The organism is Flavobacterium pallidum (genome assembly GCF_003097535.1).
Classification (GTDB): domain Bacteria; phylum Bacteroidota; class Bacteroidia; order Flavobacteriales; family Flavobacteriaceae; genus Flavobacterium; species Flavobacterium pallidum.
Map to the genome: position 1 here is coordinate 2,124,815 of NZ_CP029187.1, position 22,314 is coordinate 2,147,128.

General features: G+C 44.4%; 10 protein-coding genes. 6 read left to right on the forward strand and 4 right to left on the reverse strand.

What is annotated here, in order from left to right; translation table 11 throughout:
- Positions 1 to 254 precede the first annotated feature (254 nt).
- Positions 255 to 10,148 (reverse strand): YDG domain-containing protein, encoded by a 9,894-nt coding sequence (locus HYN49_RS08645; protein WP_219928742.1) that lies wholly within the window; start codon positions 10,146 to 10,148, stop codon positions 255 to 257.
- Positions 10,149 to 10,630: 482 nt separating this feature from the next.
- Here HYN49_RS08645 and HYN49_RS08650 point away from each other — a divergent pair, with 482 nt between their 5' ends.
- The 6 genes from HYN49_RS08650 to HYN49_RS08675 all read left to right on the forward strand — a co-directional run bounded on the left by HYN49_RS08650 (position 10,631) and on the right by HYN49_RS08675 (position 19,064).
- Positions 10,631 to 11,848, forward strand: a complete 1,218-nt coding sequence (locus HYN49_RS08650; RefSeq protein ID WP_181369015.1) for an asparagine synthetase B — start codon at positions 10,631 to 10,633, stop codon at positions 11,846 to 11,848.
- A gap of 150 nt (positions 11,849 to 11,998) precedes the next feature.
- Positions 11,999 to 15,013 carry a T9SS type A sorting domain-containing protein gene (locus HYN49_RS08655; RefSeq protein WP_108903743.1) on the forward strand — a complete coding sequence of 1,005 codons (3,015 nt, stop codon included), beginning with the start codon at positions 11,999 to 12,001 and terminating at the stop codon, positions 15,011 to 15,013.
- An 83-nt stretch (positions 15,014 to 15,096) separates the two neighbouring features.
- Positions 15,097 to 16,089: a glycosyltransferase gene (locus tag HYN49_RS08660; protein ID WP_108903744.1), complete on the forward strand. Its 993-nt coding sequence runs from the start codon at positions 15,097 to 15,099 to the stop codon at positions 16,087 to 16,089.
- A 2-nt stretch (positions 16,090 to 16,091) separates the two neighbouring features.
- Positions 16,092 to 16,676 (forward strand): dephospho-CoA kinase, encoded by a 585-nt coding sequence (gene coaE / locus HYN49_RS08665; RefSeq protein WP_108903745.1) that lies wholly within the window; start codon positions 16,092 to 16,094, stop codon positions 16,674 to 16,676.
- A gap of 72 nt (positions 16,677 to 16,748) precedes the next feature.
- Positions 16,749 to 18,329 carry a sensor histidine kinase gene (locus HYN49_RS08670; protein WP_108903746.1) on the forward strand — a complete coding sequence of 527 codons (1,581 nt, stop codon included), beginning with the start codon at positions 16,749 to 16,751 and terminating at the stop codon, positions 18,327 to 18,329.
- 3 nt (positions 18,330 to 18,332) lie between these two features.
- The gene (locus tag HYN49_RS08675; protein ID WP_108903747.1) at positions 18,333 to 19,064 is read left to right on the forward strand and encodes a response regulator transcription factor; all 732 of its coding nucleotides are present in this window, start codon (positions 18,333 to 18,335) and stop codon (positions 19,062 to 19,064) included.
- A gap of 132 nt (positions 19,065 to 19,196) precedes the next feature.
- Here HYN49_RS08675 and HYN49_RS08680 read toward each other — a convergent pair whose 3' ends face one another.
- From HYN49_RS08680 to HYN49_RS08690, 3 genes are read right to left on the reverse strand one after another with little or no spacing between them, the layout of a single operon-like run.
- Positions 19,197 to 19,943: an acyl-[acyl-carrier-protein] thioesterase gene (locus tag HYN49_RS08680; protein WP_108903748.1), complete on the reverse strand. Its 747-nt coding sequence runs from the start codon at positions 19,941 to 19,943 to the stop codon at positions 19,197 to 19,199.
- Complete coding sequence (gene miaA, locus HYN49_RS08685; RefSeq protein ID WP_108903749.1) at positions 19,934 to 20,857, reverse strand: tRNA (adenosine(37)-N6)-dimethylallyltransferase MiaA; 924 nt, start codon at positions 20,855 to 20,857, stop codon at positions 19,934 to 19,936. Before miaA ends, HYN49_RS08680 begins: the two co-directional genes overlap by 10 nt.
- A gap of 3 nt (positions 20,858 to 20,860) precedes the next feature.
- Entirely contained in the window at positions 20,861 to 22,222 is a 1,362-nt protein-coding gene (locus tag HYN49_RS08690; protein ID WP_108903750.1) for an exonuclease domain-containing protein, read from the reverse strand.
- Between the last annotated feature and the right edge of the window lie 92 nt (positions 22,223 to 22,314).

Sequence of the window (22,314 nt, forward strand, 5' to 3'; positions counted from 1 at the left end):
ATAAAGCGTGACGTTACTTCTGGAATTAACAATTGGTATACATTTTACGTAAATGTATGTTGCTGGAAAATTGTATTTTACCTCAGGGAAAGGGGAAATGACAGTCCCTAAGAAATAATTGCATCACTTCACTGCGTAAAAAGCATACCATTTGTTAAACTTTCAGCGTAGATGGAGGATGACGACACCAGCTTGTAACAGGATTAAATAAAGAAAGCCTCCCTCGGGAGGCTTTCATATTACTAAGGTCTTAATTAATAAGCCACTTTTTTAGTGATGGTCCTGTTGTCATTTGAAGTAACCTGGATCAGCAATACCTGTTGCTCAGCATTGAACTGGCTTACCGTATATGCAGAAGCGTTCACTCCCGATTTTTCAAACAGCAACCTGCCTCTGATATCGAAGATTTTCACATCATCCATCGTTACAGCACCGGTATTGACAACCAACTGTCCATTCTGCTTGTAGATCACTACGCTGTTTGCATCAAGCGTTGGCTGCTCCACACCCAGAGGCGCACTTTGGTACACTACTTCAAAACGGTTCGTGTAGTTGCCTGCAGTAGCTGTAAAGGTATAATCGCCGTTTTTGATGTTGTGGTAAGTTCCTGTGTAGTTGTCCTTGATAAATATATCCTGGTCATCGGCAAAGAATCCGTCAGTATGGTCAAGGCTGATGGTGTAGTTTCCATCTGTAACAGCCTGCATGCTCAACGGCACTACATCGGTATCTGCAAATGGAAGTGATTTACCCTGGATCGTATAAGCAGTGGCATCAAGCAAGCTGTAAATACCAGGCTTACCTGCCTCGATAGCTTTACCGTCAAAGTTCACATCGACGGCATCTGTAGCATCGGCAACATAACCTACAAGCATTTGGTTTAATTTCTCCCCATTTGCATTATTAAGGTTCAGCCAAAGGCGTCCGTTTGCAGTATCATTTGAAGACCTGAAGAATTGGTTGGCATGATTATCAACCCTCATTCCATTGTTAAAAGTAACCGATGTCGTCGCAGCTGAAGGAAGCTGTACTACAAATCCCTGGCCCACCTGGATGAATCCGTTTGGCACTGCACTTCCCGAACCTGAAGCAGCTCCGGTACCGTTAAAGGTAGCATAGTTTGCTCCTGAAGCGGCAGCCTGGTTGTAATGGGTCCAGAAATAGATTGTACCTAAAGTAGGGTTAGCGGTAAGGAAAGTATTGGCATTAATGGCTGAAGGATAAGGGTTACCGATCATGTTGTACCCCTGGTTGTTCTTCGTCACCGGAATAGCAATGGTTCCATTGTGAGGCGTTCCTTCAAATGTCGCGGTATAATCCTGTGGTGTAGTCGTGTAATTGTCAGGAGCCCTTACCATGTATCCTTTTGCTGCTACCATCGTTGTTGCAGTAGCATCGACACTTGCAAAATTATTATTGGTTTCATCCATTACATAGAAACGGTTCGGTAAAGTTGCAGGCGAAACGTCATGAAGAAGCATATCGTCAACCGGAGAAGACCAGTAAACATAATCCTGCCTTCTGATGTTGGCAGTCCTTTTAACCGTAATGATGCCGTTATTGACTGCTGCACTATTCAGCTGCATCATGTTGGCATTATTTTCAAATTGAAGCGTACCGCTATTGATGCTCAAATCATCGGTAAGTGTCAATGATTCTCCGGATGAGATGATGACATTTCCTGAATCAATCGTCAAAGTCTTAACCGCAAGGCCGTTATTTCCATCGGTCGCTGAAGTGAAATCTCCATCTATGATTGCAAATGTGTCTCCATCAGGAGCGCCGTTCGACCAGGAGTTACCATTCCATGTAGTGTATTTCCTCAAAGCAAGATCCCTGAAACGGATGCCCTGCGCAGGGTTAGATCCTGTTGTCATTTTGAATCTCAGCCTGCCATTGGCAGTATTATAAGAAGAAAGGTCGATAGTTTGCGTCACGGTAACATAAGTTGTTGACACCGGGCTTGCCAAACCACCTGAAATCGGGCTGTAAGTATTACCGCCGTCAACAGATATTTCCGCCTGTAGTGTCTGGCCCGAGCTTCCGTTAAAGGTTGCAGCAGTGAATGACAATTGTACATTCCCATAGGCGTTAAAGTCAATGATCGGTGTCTCAACATAAGAGTTGTTGCCGATAATCTGCTCATAGCCGTTTGATGGCGGGCTTGCAGTAAATGTCACACCGTTGAAGGCGAAACCTAGACTCACAGCTTCATCATGTTGTGCCTGTGAACGGAGACCGTTTACATAAGAAAGTTCCAAAGGTGTCCTTACATGGCCGGAAACAGTCACCGTTTTATCAGGTGATCCTCCACCGGCAACGGTAAGGGTTCCACTGTAAGGTGCTACTGTAAGTCCTGAAGCCAATCTCACATATACTGTTGTGGCAGCAAGTGCACTTCCGGTGTATGGTAGCGTTAACGGCCCGGCAGCAAACGTCACATTGTCGGTTGACAATTGGAAACTGGCTGAATCACTGGTTACCGTAATATCGCCAGAAGCAGGAGTAAGGTTTGCTCCGGTTACAGTAAATGATTTTGAAGCCGATGGGCCACTACCCAGGATATAGTCAAGATTGTTTACCGCTGTTGCAGAAACATTCAGGCTGATGGCAGAACTTGGCGTGATTTCCCCATCGAAGTTGAAATCATTGATACTGTAAGTTCCTCCTGTACCGCCCCATGCATAAAGCCTGAAGGTGATCGGTGTACTGACATTCTGGAATTCAGGACCCGAAAGGCTGATCTGGTTGACGTTGGTTACTGGAGATCCGATATTGGCAGTATAGCCGTCAACGCTTGACCTTAAGGCGAAGTTAGTCGGTCCTGAAGCTGATGCCTGTCCTGTATAAATAACATTTACAAGGTCGATTTCATTGCCTCCCAATGGGGACAAGGTCCATTCAAAATAATCATTGGCATCTAAACCGGTGGTGCTGAATCCTGTCGCGTTGTAACGGTTAGCAGCTGAAGTCCCTGTGATTCCGGTACCTCTTCCGATTCCGCTTGCGGAAAGGTTTGTGATTACGAATTGCCCGTTAGTGTAAGGGTTAGCCAAACTTGGGTTCGTATCCACAATCAGGTTATAGAAAATCGGGTTGAACACATCAAAAGTACTGCTGTTTGCGGATGCAAGACCTGTAGACGAAGCAGTCAGGTGGTATCCGGAGCCATAAGCGGTGTGCGTCAGCGTACTAAATGTAGCCACACCCGCAACAGCATTGGCATTCGCAGTAGCCATAGTTCCTGTAGATACCACATCAATTTGGGCAGTAAAGTCAAGATCCGTATTGCTATTGGCATCTACAGCTTTCACAGTTACGGCAGGAATCATCGCTACGTTGATGAAGGTATTTGAAGCATTTTGTCCGTAAGCAAGTGCTGTAGCAGAAACTTCGATACGGTTGGCATCACCTGTTACAGAAGAAGAAGCGCCACCTGCATTTGCAGCAGCAAAAATCGAACCTGAACTGTCAGCAACAGCAGCAGTCACTGTCAATTGAGACTGTTGGTTGTCTGTAACGACTGTCTTATAAGCAGCCCTTACAGAGAATGATTTAGAAGCAGCTGAAGCAGCCTCGATCGCAAGTCCTGTAAAGTGCAGCGAAGCGGCTGCAGTGATTTCAGTAATTTCAGTATTGGTGTCATCATACAAGGCTACTTTTTCAAAGTTGGCACTGTTTGATAAACTCAATGTAAGGTCGGTAAGCTTGGTAGTAAATGCGTCACCCGGCGTACCGATGATGTCGTTTACAAGGAAACGCCCGATTTCAATGCTGCTTCCGGTAACATCTGTTCCTGTAAATGCAGCATAGTTTATGTTTTGTGTTTCTGTGAATGTAGGATCGGCAGTAATGGTTGACGCTGCGTCACCAGCAGGGCTTACAAGCAATCTTGGGCTGCTGTAAGCTTCAATGCCTGTTGGCGTTCCTGTAGCTGCTTTTGGCGTCACACCGAAACGTACATATTTATTAAGGTCGGTTGAAGTCAGCTGGTAAGTGGTTGCCGTAGCGCCCGGAATCGCACTTTCGTTAGATCCTGAAATGTCATCCGCACGGAACCATCTGTAAGTACTTGTACCTTCAAGGTCACCTTCGTTATCATTATAAGTGTAACTACCAGTCAGCGTTTGTCCGATAGTAGGCGTTCCTGTTACAGAAACTGCAGTAGCTGTCGGTGCCTGGTTGGTTGGCGAATACGTAGTAATACCATTTACAGAAAGATCGCTGGCGACAGAATTCGCCACGTCAAAGATGTAGAAAGTACCTGTTGTAGAACTCGCGCCGAAAGGAACAATCCTGAAAGTGATTACACTTGTTGACGGTACATTCTGTAGTGCGGTAATACCCGTTAGGTCAGTGCTAAGGGTTGCACCCGATGAGCTTGTATTTGATAAATTATAAGTGGTAATCGTTGTAAACGCCCCACCATCAATAGCATATTGTAACTCAGCAGAGGAAGCGCCAGTTGAAGATCTTCTGTAGCTGAATGGGTTAACCGATGTCAGCGAAAGCGTGTAATCCGTAGCGGCCTGCGTACTGAATGTAATAAATTTATTTCCGGAAACACCGGCAGCTACATTGGCTGCCCATCCGATTCCGCCCCAACCCCTTGCTGCACCCGTTGCAGACGGGGTGTTCGATGTCGCTACGCCGGAACCTCTTATCAGTGATCCGTTCACGACATGTGCCGCACTTGTTGTCGGTGATAATGGGCTGTTTCCGAAGAAATTCGTTCCGCCTGGCTCTGTACTTACGTTCCATGCAATGATAGAAACCGGCGCTGCTGTAACAGTCAATGTCTGTGGCACCGGCGTTGCAGCGCTGTAATTTGCGTTGCCTGCCTGTGTTGCAGTGATTGTTGTTGTTCCTGCACCAGTAATGGTTACAGTACTTCCTGAAACCGTAGCTACTGCAGGATTGGAGCTACTGTACGCCACCGTAAGTCCTGAAGAAGCTGTCCCTGTTAATGCAAATGGAGCATCTGCTGTAGTTTTATTGGCAAGCGTACCAAAAGTAATCGACTGCGTAGCCTGTGTGATTGTAAATGCCGTGGCATTGCCTGGAGCCTGTACAAAGCTGTAATTCGTTGCAGATAACCCAGATCCGTTAAGCGAGTATGATGCTACCGGACTGGCCATAGTTGCAGTAGTAGTAAATACTGCTGTTCCTGTGGTAGCCGTAGCAAGGGTTTCACCATTGACGAAACCGGTTACGTTTCCAGTAAAGGCAGGATTCGCTGTATTGTAAACCCTTGTTGCAGGATCTGCAGTGTAGGTAAGGATTGCAGGAGCGATTGAAGCGGTATGGCCTGTTGTATCAAGTGTGTAATTACCACTGTCTGTACCCGCAAGGGAAAGGCCCGTGATTGAAATGCTGTAGTTGGCTCCAACTGCAGCCGATGGGAAGCTTGCAGTAAGTGTACCGCTTAAGCTCACATCCTCACTTCCGATAATACCACTTAAAGCAGGTGTTCCTGTAATGGAAATGGTATTGTTTCCGTCGTAAGTTTTGTTGTTAAAAGCAAAACCTGTAAGTGTTAATGTCTTTACAGTAATGTTTGCTGATAAACCTGCAGGTTGTGTCAGGCTGTAGTTTCCGGCAGCTGTTCCTGTAAGTCCGTAACCTGTTGCATTAACAGTGATTCCTGTTCCAACAACCGGTGAGACGAAATTCGCAGTACCAGAACTGAAATCGAACGCTACATTGGCAGCATCCGCAGGGAATACACCGTTTAAGGTAGCTGTTCCTGTCAATGAAGCAGCTGTTGTTGCGTCATATTGTTTGTTTGAAGCAGTAATTCCTGATACGGTAACCGCTTTTGGAGTAATGTTTGCAGATAAACCAGTTGGTTGTAACAACGTATACTTGGCATTGTCCGCGCCGCCCAATGTCAAAGCTGCAGTAACCGGCTTGGCATTAGCAGCATTAGCATTGTTGAATGTTCCGTTACCGCTTACAGTGACGATGTCTGAGCCTACGATGCCAACCAGTGTTGCTCCTGTAATTGCAGCAATATTGTTTGTGTCATATTCTTTAGAAACAGCTGTTGCACCTGTAACAGTAAGGTTTTTAGTATTTACGGTCAATAATTGGTTCACATCCGGGGCAGCATTGTAAGAACTGTTTCCTGCCTGTTGCGCTGTGATGGTAGTCATACCCGGCGTATGGATGGTCACCATGTTCCCTGACACCGAAGCTACGCCCGGATCAGAACTGATGTAAGTTACGGTAAGGCCTGAATCCGAAGTCGCAGTCAATGCAAAATCAGCGTCGCCGTAAGTAACCGGAGTCAAAGCATTAAATGTAATAACCTGATCTGATTTTGTCGTAGTAGTTATCAATTGCGACTGCGGCACATCTGCTGCAGCGTCATAATTTGAATTACCAGCCTGTGAAGCGGTAATTGTTGTAGTCCCTGCACCAACAATAGTAACAATGTTACCGGCTACAGTAGCCACGTTGGTATCTGAACTCATGTAAGTAACAGTCAATCCTGAGCTTGCTGTAGCAGTCAATGCAAACGGTGGGTCATTATCAGGTCTGCTTGCCAATGGCCCAAAAGTAATGGTTTGGCTGGCTTTTGTAATATTTGCTGTCAATCCTGATGGTTGTGAAACCAAATGATAATTTACAGCATCCACACCGTTCAGTGTAAATCCGATCACAGTCACTGCAATTCCGTTTCCGGCATTAGCAGTTGCAAAAGTAGCCGATGCACCTGCGCTGTTAACTGTAACGACATCCGGAGAAATTACGTTTGTAACCGCTGCACTTCCTGTATTCAGGGTAGCGGTGTTGTTTCCGTCGTAAGGTTTGTTGTTCGCAGTAACACCTGTAATCAATACATCAACAGGGGTGATATTACCTGAAAGCGTTGGCTGCGTTAAAGTATAGTTTGATGAAGGTGTTGTATATCCTGCAACATTGATTGTTTTTCCGTTTGCGACACCCGGAGTCAGGAAACTGGCAGATGGCGTACCGCTTACTGGAAAGCTTTCCCCATTCTGCAATCCTGAATACGCAGCAGTTCCTGTGAAGCTTGCAGTAATATTCCTGTCGTAAATTTTATTTGAGCCTGTAAGTCCCGTAATCGTCAAGGCAGCCGGGCTCACTGTGTTGCCGCTGGCCGTGGTAGCGATATTGATTGAAGAAGCACCTGTGCTGCTCAATACGATGTTTTGTGAATTGTAAGTTCCTGTTACAGCAGCGGTAGCAGCAAGGCGTACGCTTAACGTACCGCTTACATTTCCTGCTGTCTGTACGAATGTAGCGGTTGCACCATATGTAGCACCGTCACTGGCTACTTCAAAACCTGTTGGCGCTGTAGCGGTGATATTGGCAGTCAATGCACCTCCTGTTATTGAGAAAGTCTGTGCTGCTGAGGCAGTTCCATATGTAGTTGTAAATGCTGTAGCTGTAGCTGCTCCTGAAATGGTTGGATTGCAGAAATTTGCTGTAGTAGCACTATTCCTGGCGCTGGCTACGGTATTGTTGCTGAAATCGGTATTGTTATTATTGGTGTCAAGGCAGCCTGAATTGTTCCTTGTGTATGAATTTACGTTACCTGACAATGCCGTAGCTACTGTACCTTCAAATCCATTGGCGGTACCGAAACCGAAAAGGTCAACGACAGCCCCGCCTGATGGGTTGGTAGCCGCTAATGCCGTTGTGGTATTGGTCAATGCTACTTTTCCAGCAGTAGCGCTCATGTTGATACCGGTTGCTGCAAAGTCAGAAGTAGGCAATGCTACACCGTTCGCGCCGCTTGCCAGCCTGATCAGGAAATATTTCCCTGGTTGTACGGTAACGTTACCTAAGTTGCCCGTTGATGTCCAGCTGCTGCTTGTCGCTGCTGCATACTGTACGGTGTAATTATTCAGGTTTATCGGTGAAGCTGTCGGGTTGAACAGTTCCACAAAGTCGTTAGTATAGGTCGCGCTTGTATTACCGCCACCACCATAAACCTGGCTGATGACCATATGATTCACTACCAATGCAGTAATATCTGCAGTAAGTCCGGTCGGTTGAGTCAGGGCATATCTTGAAGCTTCAGTACCACCAAGTGTTAATGCTGGTGTAACGGTTTTACCGGTACCGACAGCTGCGCTGCTGAAAGTTCCGCCACCGCTTACGGTAACATTGTCTGAGCCTACTATACCTACCAATGTAGCACCTGTAATGGTTGCATTGGCATTACCATCGTAAACTTTCGACTGGGCGGTTGCTCCTGTTACGGTTAAGGTTTTTGTATTTACGGTAAGGCTCTGTACTACATCTACAGCAGGATTGTAATTGATATCTCCTGCCTGTTGTGCCGTAATGTTTGTTGTTCCAGGCTTATGGATGGTTACCATGCTTCCTGAAACAGAAGCTACAGTAGGATCGCTACTTAAATAGGTAACAGTAAGTCCTGAATCCGAAGTCGCCGTCAGGGCGAAATCAGCGGCACCATAAGTAACCGGGCTCAGTGCCCCGAAAGTAATAGTCTGTCCTGATTTTACCGATGCATTTACATGCAGGTTCTGAGGCACATCTGCGGCAGCACTATAATTGGTGTTTCCTGCCTGTTGCGCGGTGATGGTCGTGTCACCCGCACCTGTGATGGTTACCGTGCTTCCCGAAACTGTCGCTACTGAAGGATTTGAACTGATGTAAGTAACAGTCAGTCCTGAACTCGCAGTACCGGTAAGTCCGAATGGCGGGTCAGTACTTTGTTTGTCTGCCAGGGTGCCGAATGTAATGGTTTGGCTTGCCTGGGTAATATCCGCAGTCAATCCTGTCGGCTGAGCGCTTAAAGTGTAATTCCCGGTATTAGCACCGCTTATAGCAAATCCGGCAGCGGTAACACCAATTCCTGTTCCTACATTTGCGGAAGCGAAGGTAGCCGTTGCCGATGCACTGTTGATGGTTACGACATCAGAAAAAAGTGTCCCTGCAACGGTTGCGCCTCCAAGGTTGAATGTTCCGGACGTGTTGCCATTGTATGATTTATTGTTGACCAATACGCCGCTTAGAGTAACACCTAATGGTGAAACGGTATTGCCGCTCGCAGCTGTTGTAATATTTACTGCTGTGGCAGAACCACTTGTTAAGACGATAGTTTGTCCGTTATATGAGCCACCTACGACTGCATTGGCCTTCAGCCTGATGCTGATGTTTCCGCTTGCTGTACCCCCACTTTGGGTGATGGTCGCTGTAGTCGCAAAAGTTACACCGTCACTGGCGACTTCATATCCTGTAGGAGCTGTTGCAGTGATATCTGCCGTAAGGTTGCTTCCTGAAACAGCAAAACTTTGTGCAGCAGAAGCAGTTCCGTAAGTTGTCGTAAATGCTGTCGCTGTCGCTGCACCAGTTATAGTCGCTGATGACGAAGCCTGGGTGAAGTATATCTGGTCAAGTTCATTTGCAGTCAGTGCATTTGCACCTGTAGAGTGTATTGCAGCCACACCGAAATAACCATTTGAAGCAGGTGGCAATGTGTTATTTGTCCCCGTGCCCTGATTTACAGTAGCGTTGGTTGAATCCGGTACTGCTGTAGCTATTGCACCATTACCGTTTGCTGATGGCAGGGTAGAGGTGAAGATCTGCCATTGGCCACTTGTATTGCGTGTGACACGGACTAAGAAGCCTATATCCGTAATACCATTGGTCATTGCCCCGGAACTGGTGATTACAGTAGCACTCACAGTGCCATTTACAACATATTCTAGCCTGATCTCGTCACCACCCGTGTCATCACCAATGGCAATCCTGTATCCATCTACGGTTGCATTGTTTAGAGTAGCTTCATTGGCATACAGCCAGATATACATCTGGTTTGCAGCAGTGTAAGCCTGAGCCCTTCTTCCTACCCAGAATCCCCATTCCTGAGTTGTCCCCCAGGTTGTGATCTGTGTACTAAGATAATCCGTTTGTGCTGTGGCAGGACTGTTCTGCCTGAGCGTGTTGGAACCTGTAGCTCCGGCAGCGGCATCACTGTTCGTCTGGATTCCCCAAAGCGTAGTGTTGCCTCCCCAAACCGGTGAAGCGGTAAAGTTACCATCCCCAAAAGAGTCCAATAACGTTTGCGCTGAACTGCTGAAACTCATCAGCAATAAAACCGCTACTACAAACCCCTTTAAAATGTTTTTACGTAGAATTGTTTTCATCATTTTTTATTTAATTGACAGGGAGCAAAATTAAATCTTTTTAACAACATTCAGCCGGTTTCTTATTAATAATTTGTTAAGGATACAGGTTGAAATTGTTGATAACTAACATAATTAATGCTGTTTTGGCTCATAAAAAGAATATTTAATAATAAGGAGCATTAGGTTCTGTCAAACTGGGGGATGTTTTTTAGCCGCTTCCGGAGATGGTTTTCTTGTATCATTGTTGCATTCTTCACATTTTACCTGTATAATAGAAGCTGACATGCACTTCCTGGGTTACATGGTGCTGGATAGTGCAGTACTAAAGCGGTTCTGTTACCGCTTTAAGCAGTGTTTGCCATGATTTGAAACCATTGCTTTACTTTAACAAAAAATTGTCTTTGAGATTTACAACTAATAATATACCTTTCGGACCATTTGAATTGATTATGAAAAGCCTGAAATTATCCTATTTTATACTTATATTCCTGATATCGTCAATGGGTGCCAAAGCAGGTTTTATATTGCTTCCGATGGATGAATCACAGCAAAACCACCTGAAGTCATATGGCATCACTTATTGGTGCCTCGACAAGCAATACAAGGCAAGCTGGCTGCTCAATTACCGTGGCGGCTCATTCCTGTTGCCTGATGCACCGGAAATCCGCAAGGAATGCCAGATTCGTGGCGTGAGTTTCGAATTGCTTTCGGATGATGAAGCCAATGCCATCCTGTCCGAAATTTCAAGCCCCTCGCAAAACATGGAAACCGTAGTACTTGAGAAAGCCCCGAAAGTGGCCGTATATACCCCAAAAGGGAAACAGCCCTGGGATGATGCGGTGACGTTGGTACTTACTTATGCAGAAATTCCTTTTACACCCGTATATGATGAAGAAGTTTTGTCAGACCAGCTGCTGCTTTACGACTGGCTGCACCTGCATCACGAGGATTTTACGGGACAATACGGTAAATTCTATGCCAGTTATAAAAATGCTCCCTGGTATATTGAACAGAAAAAGGATGCTGAAGCATTGGCAGCCAAGCTCGGATACGCTAAAGTTTCTGAAGAAAAGCTGGCTGTAGCCAAAAAGATCCGAGATTTCGTAATAGGTGGCGGGTTCATGTTTGCGATGTGCTCCGCCGCAGATAGTTTCGACATTGCCCTTGCGGCAGATGGAGTTGACATCTGCGAGCCTATGTTTGATGGTGATCCGAGTGAGGCCAATTATCAAGCCAAACTGGATTATAACAATACCTTTGCCTTCAAGAATTTTACTTTGGAAAGAAATCCTAATGTATATGAATTTTCGGACATCGACATGACTAATAAACGTGCGAACGTTCCCATGGAAAAGGATTACTTCACGCTGATGGATTTTTCGGCAAAGTGGGATCCGATCCCGAGCATGCTCTGCCAGAACCACACCATGCTCGTAAAAGGATTTATGGGGCAAAGCACGGCATTCCAGGCTGATCTGGTAAAATCAAATGTATTGGTCATGGGCCAATGCCAGCTAAACGGCGAGGCGCGATACATTCATGGCGAGAAAGGGAAGGGCATGTACACGTTTTACGGTGGCCACGACCCTGAAGATTACAAACACCAGGTTGGTGATCCGCCTACGGTCCTTGACCTGCACCCTAATTCTCCCGGGTACAGGCTCATCCTTAACAATGTGCTTTTTCCGGCAGCGAAGAAAAAGAAGCTTAAAACGTAATTTTTCTCAGAATTTACCTCATAAAGCCTGTTTTATTTTATTTCGGCCTGTAATAACGCCTTAATGTTGCGTATTTTCCAAAAAACGAGTTTGGATATTATTTATTTTTTTATACTTTCGTCGACTTATTAACCCTTATAATAGCTTATAATGAAAAAGAATTACTTATTCTTACTCATGTCGGTTCTATGTTTCCAGGCGAAAGCCCAGATTGTGAACGAATCGGCAAACTGGCCAAACCCGGCCTGGACAATTACCGGGGACTACAATACAGGTCCCACGGCTTTCGAATCAGATCCTACCACAACGGCAAATTTCGCATTTGATGATGATGATGCTACGAATGGGCATGATGACAGCATCGCTGCGGAGTCTCCTGTGATCAATCTTGCCGCTGCCTTCAATGGTAATGAGAAATTTATTACTGCCACTGCACAATACGGTTACCACTATCTGGCTAACGACGTATTGATTTTCCAATACTGGGATGCTGATGCAGGTGCGTGGGTAAACTGGGGAGCAAGCATTCCTGGAAACAACACCGCCATATTGGATAATTTTTGCACGATCCCAAAAACCTCTATTTCAAGCGGAGCGTTGAGTATCGGTTCCTTTACAGCAAACCAGCTGGCGAACTTTAAGTACAGGATTTCATACGACGATCAGGTTGGCGGACCAGACTGGAACTACGGTTTTTGCTTCGAATCGCCTGTCCTGACATCGTCTGCATGTGGCGCTCCTTCCGCAATTGTTTTCTCAAATGTCATGGCAAACACAGTTGATGTGGCCTGGAGTGATTTGGGAGTTCCTTATGAATATGTTGTTGATGGAGTGGCAACAGATCCTGCCGGAGCTGGTACAGCTAACGCAACCAATTCAGTTTCTGTTGGCGGACTTACACAATTGACTCCTTATTATTTTCACGTAAGGGCCGTTTGTGCTCCAGGAGTATTCAGTGCGTGGACCACTACTCCCTTTACAACGTCTCCTGATCCTGCTGCTAATGACGATTGTGCGAATGCCATCGAACTTACTGTAAACCCTGATTTCGCATGTGGAACGGTAACTGCCGGAACTTTGCTTGGCGCTACGGATTCGGGTGAGACGGATAACGGTGCAGGTACTCCGGATGATGATGTATGGTATACGTTTGTAGCTTCTGCAACTTCACAGAAAATTGTGATTTCCAATGTATCAGGAACCCCTACTGATTTGGTATTTGAAGTACTGGATGGTGGTTGTGGTGCTTTTACAAGCCTTTTAATAAGTGATCCTAATACGAATTCCGTAGGCAACCTTATCCCTGGAAATACTTACTATATCAGGGTATTTAGTTATACTGCCGGTGGAAGCAATTCGACTACAACATTTAATATCTGTGTTGGTACGCCACCGCCTGCAGCTGCAAACGATGATTGTACTATGGCGGAAGCCCTGACTGTAAACCCAGATACAAACTGTGCTTCAGTAACTTCAGGAACGCTGCAGTCTGCATCGGATTCAGGAGAAGGTGATAATGGAGCAGGAACTCCGGATGATGACGTATGGTATACTTTCGTAGCTACAAATGCTATCCATACCATCAAGCTTTCTAACATCGTTGGTTCATCAACAGATTTAGTTCATGAAGTGCTTTCAGGAAACTGTGGCGGTTTTACAAGTTTATCGATTAGTGATCCTAACACAAGCTCAGTGGCAAACCTGAATGTTGGCGAAACATACTATATCAGGGTATTCACTTTAGGAGCTACTCCTGCCGATACGACTTTTGATATCTGCGTGGGTACACCACCACCACCGCCTGTCAACGATGATATTGCCGGTGCTATACAATTGACACTGGATTTGGGTACTGCATGTGGTCCAAATAAGATTACAGGGATATCTAATGACCAGACTTCAGGTTCTCCAGAAATTGCTCCTACATGTACAGATCAATACAATCCGTCTCAGGGTAATGGGGACCTTTGGTACTATATTGTTGCCCCATCACCTGATTTCAAGCTTAATATATCTGACATCACGGGTAGTATCGTTACCGTTTCAAGTGCATTGTATTCAGGTACGCCTGGAAACCTGACTGAAGTAGGTGTTTGTGGCAATGCTGCAACTAAAACGTACACTGGCCTTAACGTAGGTGAAACTTACTATTTCAGGGTTTGGGATTATGCTAATGATGGTATCGGTACTTTCAGCCTTTGTGGTTTTTATATCGATTGTACGCCTCATATAGCAACTTATACCGTTGTTTCTGATTGTCCTAACACTGAAACGTTCTCTGTAAATGTTGAGATCACAGGTATGGGATCTGCAACCAGCATCACCATTTCTGATGATCAGGGAAGCGCTACACAACAAGCTGCTGCTCCTGGAATTTATACTTTTGGTCCTTATGCAAATGGTACGCCGGTTATCTTTACATCTGTTAATGATGCCAGTGCTGCCTGTACGCTTACCAGCCCTGTACAAAATCAGGTTGCATGTCCTGGTCCGAACGACGAATGTGCCAATGCTATAGCGTTGATCCCAGCTGGTAGTTTTGATGCTGCAGCAGTGATTGGAAACAATACTGGTGCTACACATGATGCCAACGATCCGCTTCCAACCTGCGATGCATTGAACTTTGCAACAAATGGAAAAGATGTATGGTATAGTGTTGTTGTTCCTGCTTCAGGTACCTTGACTTTAGAGACAAGGACCGCAGGAGATACCAATATCGACGATACAGGTATTCAGGCGTTTTCAGGATCTTGTGGTGCATTGACAGCATTAGGTTGTAATGCAGATAACGGCGATGGGAACTTTTCGTTACTACCACTTACCGGCCTGAATGCGGGTGAAACCATATTGGTAAGGGTTTGGGGTTATAACACTGATTTCGGTGCTTTCAATGTAGCGGCTTATGACGCTTCATTAGGAATTTTACCAAATAGCGATGATGCATTCAGGGTTTATCCTAATCCAGTGCACAATGTACTGAACCTTGAATATGCAGCAGATATGTCAGAGGTTGCTGTATACAATGTTATTGGGCAACAAGTGCTTACAAAAACACTGAATACAAGTTCAGCCCAGGTTGATATGTCAAATCTTGCTTCCGGAACTTACATTGTGAAAGTCATGGCGGACAATAAGGTAAAAACAATCAAAGTTGTAAAACAATAAGAAGTCTTTCTTCATATAGTCAAAAGCCACCCATTGCGGTGGCTTTTGTTTTTTATAAAATGTATCTTTGTTAAAATTTAAAGATGTTTTTTTCGCTTATCATACCGGTTTACAACCGTCCCGATGAAGTTGATGAATTGCTGCAAAGCCTTTCCCTGTCAACATTCAAAGCAGATTTCGAAGTCGTAATCATTGAAGATGGTTCTTCAGTTCCATGTTCAGATGTTGTAAAAACATACGAAGGCAAACTGCAGATCAGTTATTATTCAAAACCAAATTCCGGTCCTGGTGATTCACGTAATTTCGGCATGAAGAAGGCCAAAGGCGATTACTTCCTGGTATTCGATTCGGATTGCATCATTCCAAAACAATATCTTGAGGAAGTTGCCTCAGCACTTGCAGACGACTATGTGGATTGTTTCGGCGGCCCTGACAAAGCACTGGATTCTTTTTCGGACATACAAAAGGCCATCAATTTTGGAATGACTTCTTTCCTTACCACAGGCGGCATCCGCGGAGGTTCTGAAAAAACAGGGAAATTCCAGCCGCGTAGCTTTAATATGGGATTGTCAAAAAAGGCATTTGAAGCTTCCGGAGGATTTGGAAACATCCATCCTGGCGAAGATCCCGACCTATCCATCAGGCTTTGGAAACTCGGTTTCGAAACCCGGCTGTTCCCGAAAGCGTACGTCTATCACAAACGCCGCATCGACTGGTCTAAATTTTACAAGCAGGTCAATAAATTCGGTAAGGCAAGGCCCATCCTGAACCGTTGGTATCCAGAATATACCAAACTTACTTTTTTCTTCCCGACGGTTTTCATGCTCGGCTTACTGTTTGCATTACTTATAGCATTTGCAGGAATGTACATTTTTATCGGCTTGTACGGACTTTATTTCATGGCCCTTTTCCTGGTTTCCATATCCCAGAATAAAAGCCTTAAAATCGGGTTTTTATCACTCATTGCCGTGTCCATACAATTTTATGGCTATGGCATCGGTTTTTTAAAATCATTTCTCAGTGTGCAATGCCTGAAAAATGATCCCAAGAAAGTATTCCCTGAATTATTTTTCTGATTATGTCAAAAATCATCGGACTTACAGGCGGTATCGGAAGCGGCAAAACGACAGTGGCCAAAATGTTCACGGAACTCGGCGTGCCTGTATATATTGCTGATGATGCAGGAAAAAAAGTCTTGGATTTGCCCAAAGCCGTCAATGCCTTAAAACAGGTTTTTGGTGAAAAAGTCTTCACCGATGGACATCCTGACCGGAAAAAGATTGCCGCACTTGTTTTCGGAAATCCCGAAAAACTTTCCATGCTCAACAGGATTGTACATCCGCTGGTCAAAAATGATTTCAATCTTTGGCTTAAGGAAAACCGGCAGGCTCCGTTTATCATAAAGGAAACGGCCATACTTTTTGAAAGCGGCAGTGATCTCGGCTGTGATAAAATCATTACGGTAACCGCCCCGTTGGAAGACCGCATTTCCCGCGTTATTTCGCGTGACCAGTCGGACAGGGAAGCTATTTTAAAGCGCATTGATTCACAGTGGACTGATGAACAGCGTACGGCTAAAAGTGACTACATTATTGAAAATACAAATAAGGAAAATACTAAGCAACAGGTAGTTAATATCTACCAAATCCTTAAACACCTGTAAATGACCGATAAGATGTTAATCTTTGGTTAATATATTATTCGAACGAATGTTAAAATGTTAATTTTGTAATTAATGAATAAGACATTATTTCGATTACTTGTTTTTTTAATGAGCCTGTCATTGATAGGCATAATTTTGGTTCAGCTCTACCTGATCAATACGTCATTAAAAAATAACGAAGAGCAATTCAAATACCATGTCAAGCAGGTTATTGCAAGTGTTTCTGAAAAGTTGAAACAGCGGGAATTATATACATTCCTGAATGAATACAACAAACTCAAGGACAGTATCGGTAAAGACCCTAAGCAGAGTGAACTGATGAATTTCATCCTGGTCCAGAACAACCGCATGACCAATGAAACTGTGATTTATTCCAACAGCATTATTGCAGATGATTACGGGATTTCGTTCTTTGATAAGAAAAAAGATTCTATTGTAAAGGCAAACAATTACATCTCCAGGCGTAAGACTGAAATATTTTCAGGGAATGCCATTGATAAATCGTCGATGCAGCACAATGTGGTTCCGGATATGACGATCCAGAAATCAGGAACGATAGCCCTGCTCGATAAAGTGCAGTTTGATATTTCATTCCGCGATATAGCTGAGACCAAAGCCATTACAGACAGGATTTCTGTTGCGGAACTCCAGAAACTACTGGGACAGGAACTCAAACAAGCTGATGTGATCACGCCATTTGAATTTGCCGTTTACGGAAACGGATTGGCTACAAAAATCAAGTCTGAAAAGTTTAAAGTCAACAAAGACGCGACTTTCAAAACGAAGATACTCACAGATAATGATGGTGAGAGTAAGTACGAATTGCTGGTAAGCTTCCCTGAAAAGAAGAAATTCCTTTTTTCAGAACTGATAAACATTACCATCTTGTCGATCGTCTTCACGCTCGTAATCATCATTGCTTACAGCAGCGCCCTGAACCAGTTGATCAAGCAGCGTCAGATTTCAGAAATCAAGACCGATTTCATCAACAATATGACGCACGAGTTCAAGACCCCCATTGCTACAATCAACCTCGCTTTGGATGCCATCAGGAACCCAAAGGTAAGCGGTGATCAGGAAAAGATGGAACGTTACCACCAGATGATCAGGGATGAAAATAAACGGATGCACGCACAGGTGGAGAATGTACTCAGGATTTCAAAACTGGAAAAGCGCGAGCTCGACATCACGAAGGAGTCCGCGGATATTCACGAGATCATCGAAGATGCGGCGGAACATGTTAACCTGATTGTCGAAGACCGTGGCGGTGAAATCAACCAGCACCTGGATGCAAAAAGGACCACAGTATTGCTCAATGACGTCCATTTTACGAATGTTATCGTAAATATGCTTGACAACGCCATCAAGTATTCGCCCGATGCCCCGATCATTGACGTGTATACGGAAAACGTAAAAGATTTCGTTATCATTAAGATAAAAGACCGCGGCGCAGGAATGAGCAAGGCGGCACAAAAAAGAATTTTCGAAAAATTCTATCGCGAGCACACCGGAGATATCCACAATGTCAAAGGCCACGGATTGGGTCTCGCTTATGTTAAACGGATTGTGGACGACCATAACGGTCAGATTGCAGTAGAAAGCGAAAAAGGGAAAGGTAGTACCTTCATCATAAAATTACCATTAATAAATTGAAATATGGAAACAGAAAACAAAAAAATCCTTTTAGTAGAAGATGATCCGAACTTCGGATCGATACTGAAAGACTATTTAATCCTGAATGACTTCCAGGTCACACTGGCGAAAAACGGGATGGAAGGTTTTGAGAAATTCAAGAAAGAACCTTTCGACCTGTGTATCCTTGATGTGATGATGCCTTATAAAGACGGTTATACTTTAGCCAAAGAAATCCGCGAAAAAAATAAGGACATTCCAATCATCTTCCTCACGGCCAAATCGATGAAAGAAGATGTACTTAAAGGCTACAAAGTAGGTGCTGATGATTATCTCAACAAGCCATTCGATTCTGAAGTGCTGCTGATGAAAATCAAGGCCATCCTGCAAAGGCAGGCCACTGAGGTCAAGACCGACGTAGCTAAATTCGAATTTGAGATTGGTGATTTCCACCTGAATTCAAAGTTAAGGTTCCTGACTTACAAACAAGAGGAGCCGGTAAAATTGTCCCCAAAAGAAAACGAATTGCTGAAAATGCTTGCCGTCTATGAAAACGACTTAATGCCGAGGGAACTGGCACTTACAAAAATCTGGAGAGACGACAATTACTTCACATCAAGAAGTATGGACGTATATATCGCCAAACTCAGGAAATACCTCAAGCCCGATGAGAATGTGGAAATTCTGAACATCCACGGTGAAGGCTTCAGGCTGGTTGTCAAGAATAAGCCAAAAGCAGCCGCTGCGGCAGAGTAATATAAAAGCTTCGGGAAACCGGGGCTTTTTTTGTTTTTGGAGCTTTTTCCTGCTCTCGCCTTTATCTTTTAAGTATTCCTCCGCTGCGCTGCAAAATACTTAAAAGGATACCGGCTCCATCAGGGCTAGGGTTTATCCCTTCAATTCCAGTTCCAGCGCAAAACACGATTTTCCTTCCCTCGAAATCGAAAATATCGGGTTGCTTTCGGTGTTCATTTCCTCAATATACACTTCTTCGCCAAGCATGAGTTCTTTCATAAAATTCATTTCGAAGGCATTAATCCTGCTATAAAGCAATAGGGCCGGATCCAGCGTGTCCAGGCACCATTCGAGGTATTTTACATTGTTGACGTGGTTTACGATATCCAGGTCTGAAACGACGACTTTATGCTTCTTTACCGTTTTGACAGTCTCAAAAAACATGATTTTCCTGACGCGCTCTTTGGTTGAAAACATGTCCCCATATTTAATGTAATGTTCATGAGGCAGCGCCAGCGCTTCAGGACGCCTGATATTGGTATTGAAAACAGCCCAATACGTTTCACAGCCCACGATTTTTTTGCCATCACTGCCGTACACTTCCAATGCCCTGACCGACCTCGAATTTTCAAGCGAAACAATCCAGGTTTTTACCGTCACGGTCTCTTTCCATTTTGGCAGGCGCAACATCTCAACACGCATCCTGCTCAGCACCCACGCCTGGGAAAATTCCTGCATTTCTGTAAAACTGATCCCGCCCATTTCTGCATGATATGCTGCAGTAAGTTGCAATATATTGCACAAATCGGTGTATTTCATCAATCCGTTCGGGGCGCATTGTGAAAAATTAATCTCCCACTGGTGTTCGTATATTGATGAAAAATCTTCGGCTATCGGCATTTAGGATTATGAATTACGAGTTGTTGAATATACGCAATAATTACTTTGGGGTCTGTTTCATAATCAAACCATTTCGTTTCAACATTCCGGCGAAACCACGTCAGTTGGCGCTTTGCGAAACGGCGTGTATTTTTCTTGATTTCTGAAATGGCAAAATCAAGGTTGTATTTTCCTTCGAAATAGTCAAAAAGTTCCCGGTAACCCACCGTCTGCAAAGCATTCAGGTTTTTATGAGTAAACAGTTTTTCGGCTTCTGCCAATAAACCGTCATGGATCATCATGTCAACCCTCCTGTTGATCCGGTCATAAATGATTTCCCTGTCGGCGTCAAGCCCGATGATGACGTTGGTGAAATTCCTTTGGTTGGTTTTTTGCTTTAGAAAATAGGAATACGGTTTGCCGGTTCCAATACTAACTTCCAAAGCCCGCATCATCCGTTGTGGGTTTCCGGTATCTACAACCGAAAAATAGTCAGGATCGAGTTGCTGCAATTGGTGCTGCAAATAAAAAATCCCATGCTGGTCATATTGAGATGCAATTCCGGTACGCACTTCAGGATCAACATCAGGAAAATCATCAAAACCTTTCAATACCGCATCGACATATAACCCGGAACCGCCAGTCATCACTACAAAATCATTTTCAAGAAATAATCCTTCAAGTTTCGTAATGGCTTCTTTCTCAAAATCGCCAACGTTATATTCGTCAAAAATGGACTTGTTGTGAATGAAATGGTGCGTCGCTGATTGTAATTCCGTGTCGCTCGGCACGGCAGTCCCAATGGTCATTTCCTTAAAAAACTGCCTGGAATCACAAGAAATGATATCGCAATTGAAATGCTTTGCAACGTGAATTGCCATAGCGGTTTTGCCAATAGCGGTAGGTCCCACGATGGTGATCAGGAACTTTGGCATCTTCTAAAAATTGACGATTTTAAGGTTGCGGCTCCTTTGGATGTGTTTTTGGATAATGTGCCTGGTATCACGGTTATTCGGCATCGAAACCAGAATATTTTTCAAAATACTGATGTTGTTTACCTGGTAGTTCAAGTCATAAAAAGCATAGCCTTTATACACACCGTCTTCAATCAATACCGCGCTTCGCTCGTTTATCGTTCGGCCGCGGTCAATAATCATCATGCTTTTATGTTCAAAAAGGGTTTTCTCTATGAATTCGGTGATGCGGGCATTGTACTCTTCAACCGGAATTTCCCCGATACAGGCGCCGTCACATTCCTTGATCTTATATTGAAAACATTCCTTGTCCGACTGGTAAAGCCCATTGAGTTTCTGGCACATATTGTATTGTGCACTGATCCTGAAAAATGCATTCCGGCCTTCCTGTAACGAAGTATAGGAGATGATTTCCTTTTTCCTGCGGTCAGTTTTCAGAAGTTTCAGACAAGAATAACCCGATGGGTCTGTTTCAGTATATAATGCCCATGGGAAAATGGTTTTCTTCTGGGCCCGGTTGTAGATGGGTTTGTTGACTTTTATTTCTTCGCTTTCCTTCAGCAGTGCAATCAATTCGCTTCCGGTAAGTTCGAAAGTCACTGTAAACGCTTCGTGCTGTATCTTCTTGCATTTTGCTGTCGTACCCGTGAAATGCTGGTTTACGCGCTTTCTGATATTCCTGCTTTTGCCAATGTAAATAATGGTGCCGTCTTCGCGATGTATGTAGTAAATCCCGGTTTTTGAAGGCAGGCTTTCCACGATATCGTACAATTTCGGGGCAATACCTTTTATGATTTCAGATTTGACCAATTCGGTCAGGATGGTTTTTTCGAGATCCTTATCCAAAAGCATCTTGAACAGTTTTACCGTCGCCATCGCATCGCCGTTTGCACGATGCCTGTCTGCCATCGGGATTCCCAGTGCACGCACCAGTTTTCCAAGGCTGTATGACGGTTGATCAGGAATGAGTTTTTGTGCAAGTTCGACGGTACAAAGTGTTGATGCTTCATAATTATAACCCAACCTCCTGAATTCAGTACGCAAAATCCTGTAATCGAATGACGCATTGTGTGCCACAATGATACAATCCTGCGTAATTTCAATAATACGCTTTGCCACTTCAAAAAACTTCGGTGCCGATTTCAGCATGGCATTATTGATGCCCGTCAATTTCACTACAAAAGGCTGGATAGGGATTTCCGGATTCACCAGGCTGATAAACTGGTCCACCACCTCATGCCCGTCATGCCGATAGATGGCAATTTCAGTAATGCCCTCTTCGTTGTATTGGCCGCCGGTGGTTTCTATGTCAAGTATTGCGTACATCTTTCAGTTTGCAGTCGCTGTAAACAGTATGCAGGGACCTGTTCACTTTAAATTATTGTTTATTATAGATGTTAACTGCCAACCGCTCACTG

Excerpts from the sequence above, each read along its gene's own strand:
- HYN49_RS08645 (WP_219928742.1), bottom strand. The coding sequence starts at position 10,148 with ATGAAAACAATTCTACGTAAAAACATTTTAAAGGGGTTTGTAGTAGCG.
- HYN49_RS08650 (WP_181369015.1), top strand. The coding sequence starts at position 10,631 with ATGGGTGCCAAAGCAGGTTTTATATTGCTTCCGATGGATGAATCACAG.
- HYN49_RS08655 (WP_108903743.1), top strand. The coding sequence starts at position 11,999 with ATGAAAAAGAATTACTTATTCTTACTCATGTCGGTTCTATGTTTCCAG.
- HYN49_RS08660 (WP_108903744.1), top strand. The coding sequence starts at position 15,097 with ATGTTTTTTTCGCTTATCATACCGGTTTACAACCGTCCCGATGAAGTT.
- coaE (WP_108903745.1), top strand. The coding sequence starts at position 16,092 with ATGTCAAAAATCATCGGACTTACAGGCGGTATCGGAAGCGGCAAAACG.
- HYN49_RS08670 (WP_108903746.1), top strand. The coding sequence starts at position 16,749 with ATGAATAAGACATTATTTCGATTACTTGTTTTTTTAATGAGCCTGTCA.
- HYN49_RS08675 (WP_108903747.1), top strand. The coding sequence starts at position 18,333 with ATGGAAACAGAAAACAAAAAAATCCTTTTAGTAGAAGATGATCCGAAC.
- HYN49_RS08680 (WP_108903748.1), bottom strand. The coding sequence starts at position 19,943 with ATGCCGATAGCCGAAGATTTTTCATCAATATACGAACACCAGTGGGAG.
- miaA (WP_108903749.1), bottom strand. The coding sequence starts at position 20,857 with ATGCCAAAGTTCCTGATCACCATCGTGGGACCTACCGCTATTGGCAAA.
- HYN49_RS08690 (WP_108903750.1), bottom strand. The coding sequence starts at position 22,222 with ATGTACGCAATACTTGACATAGAAACCACCGGCGGCCAATACAACGAA.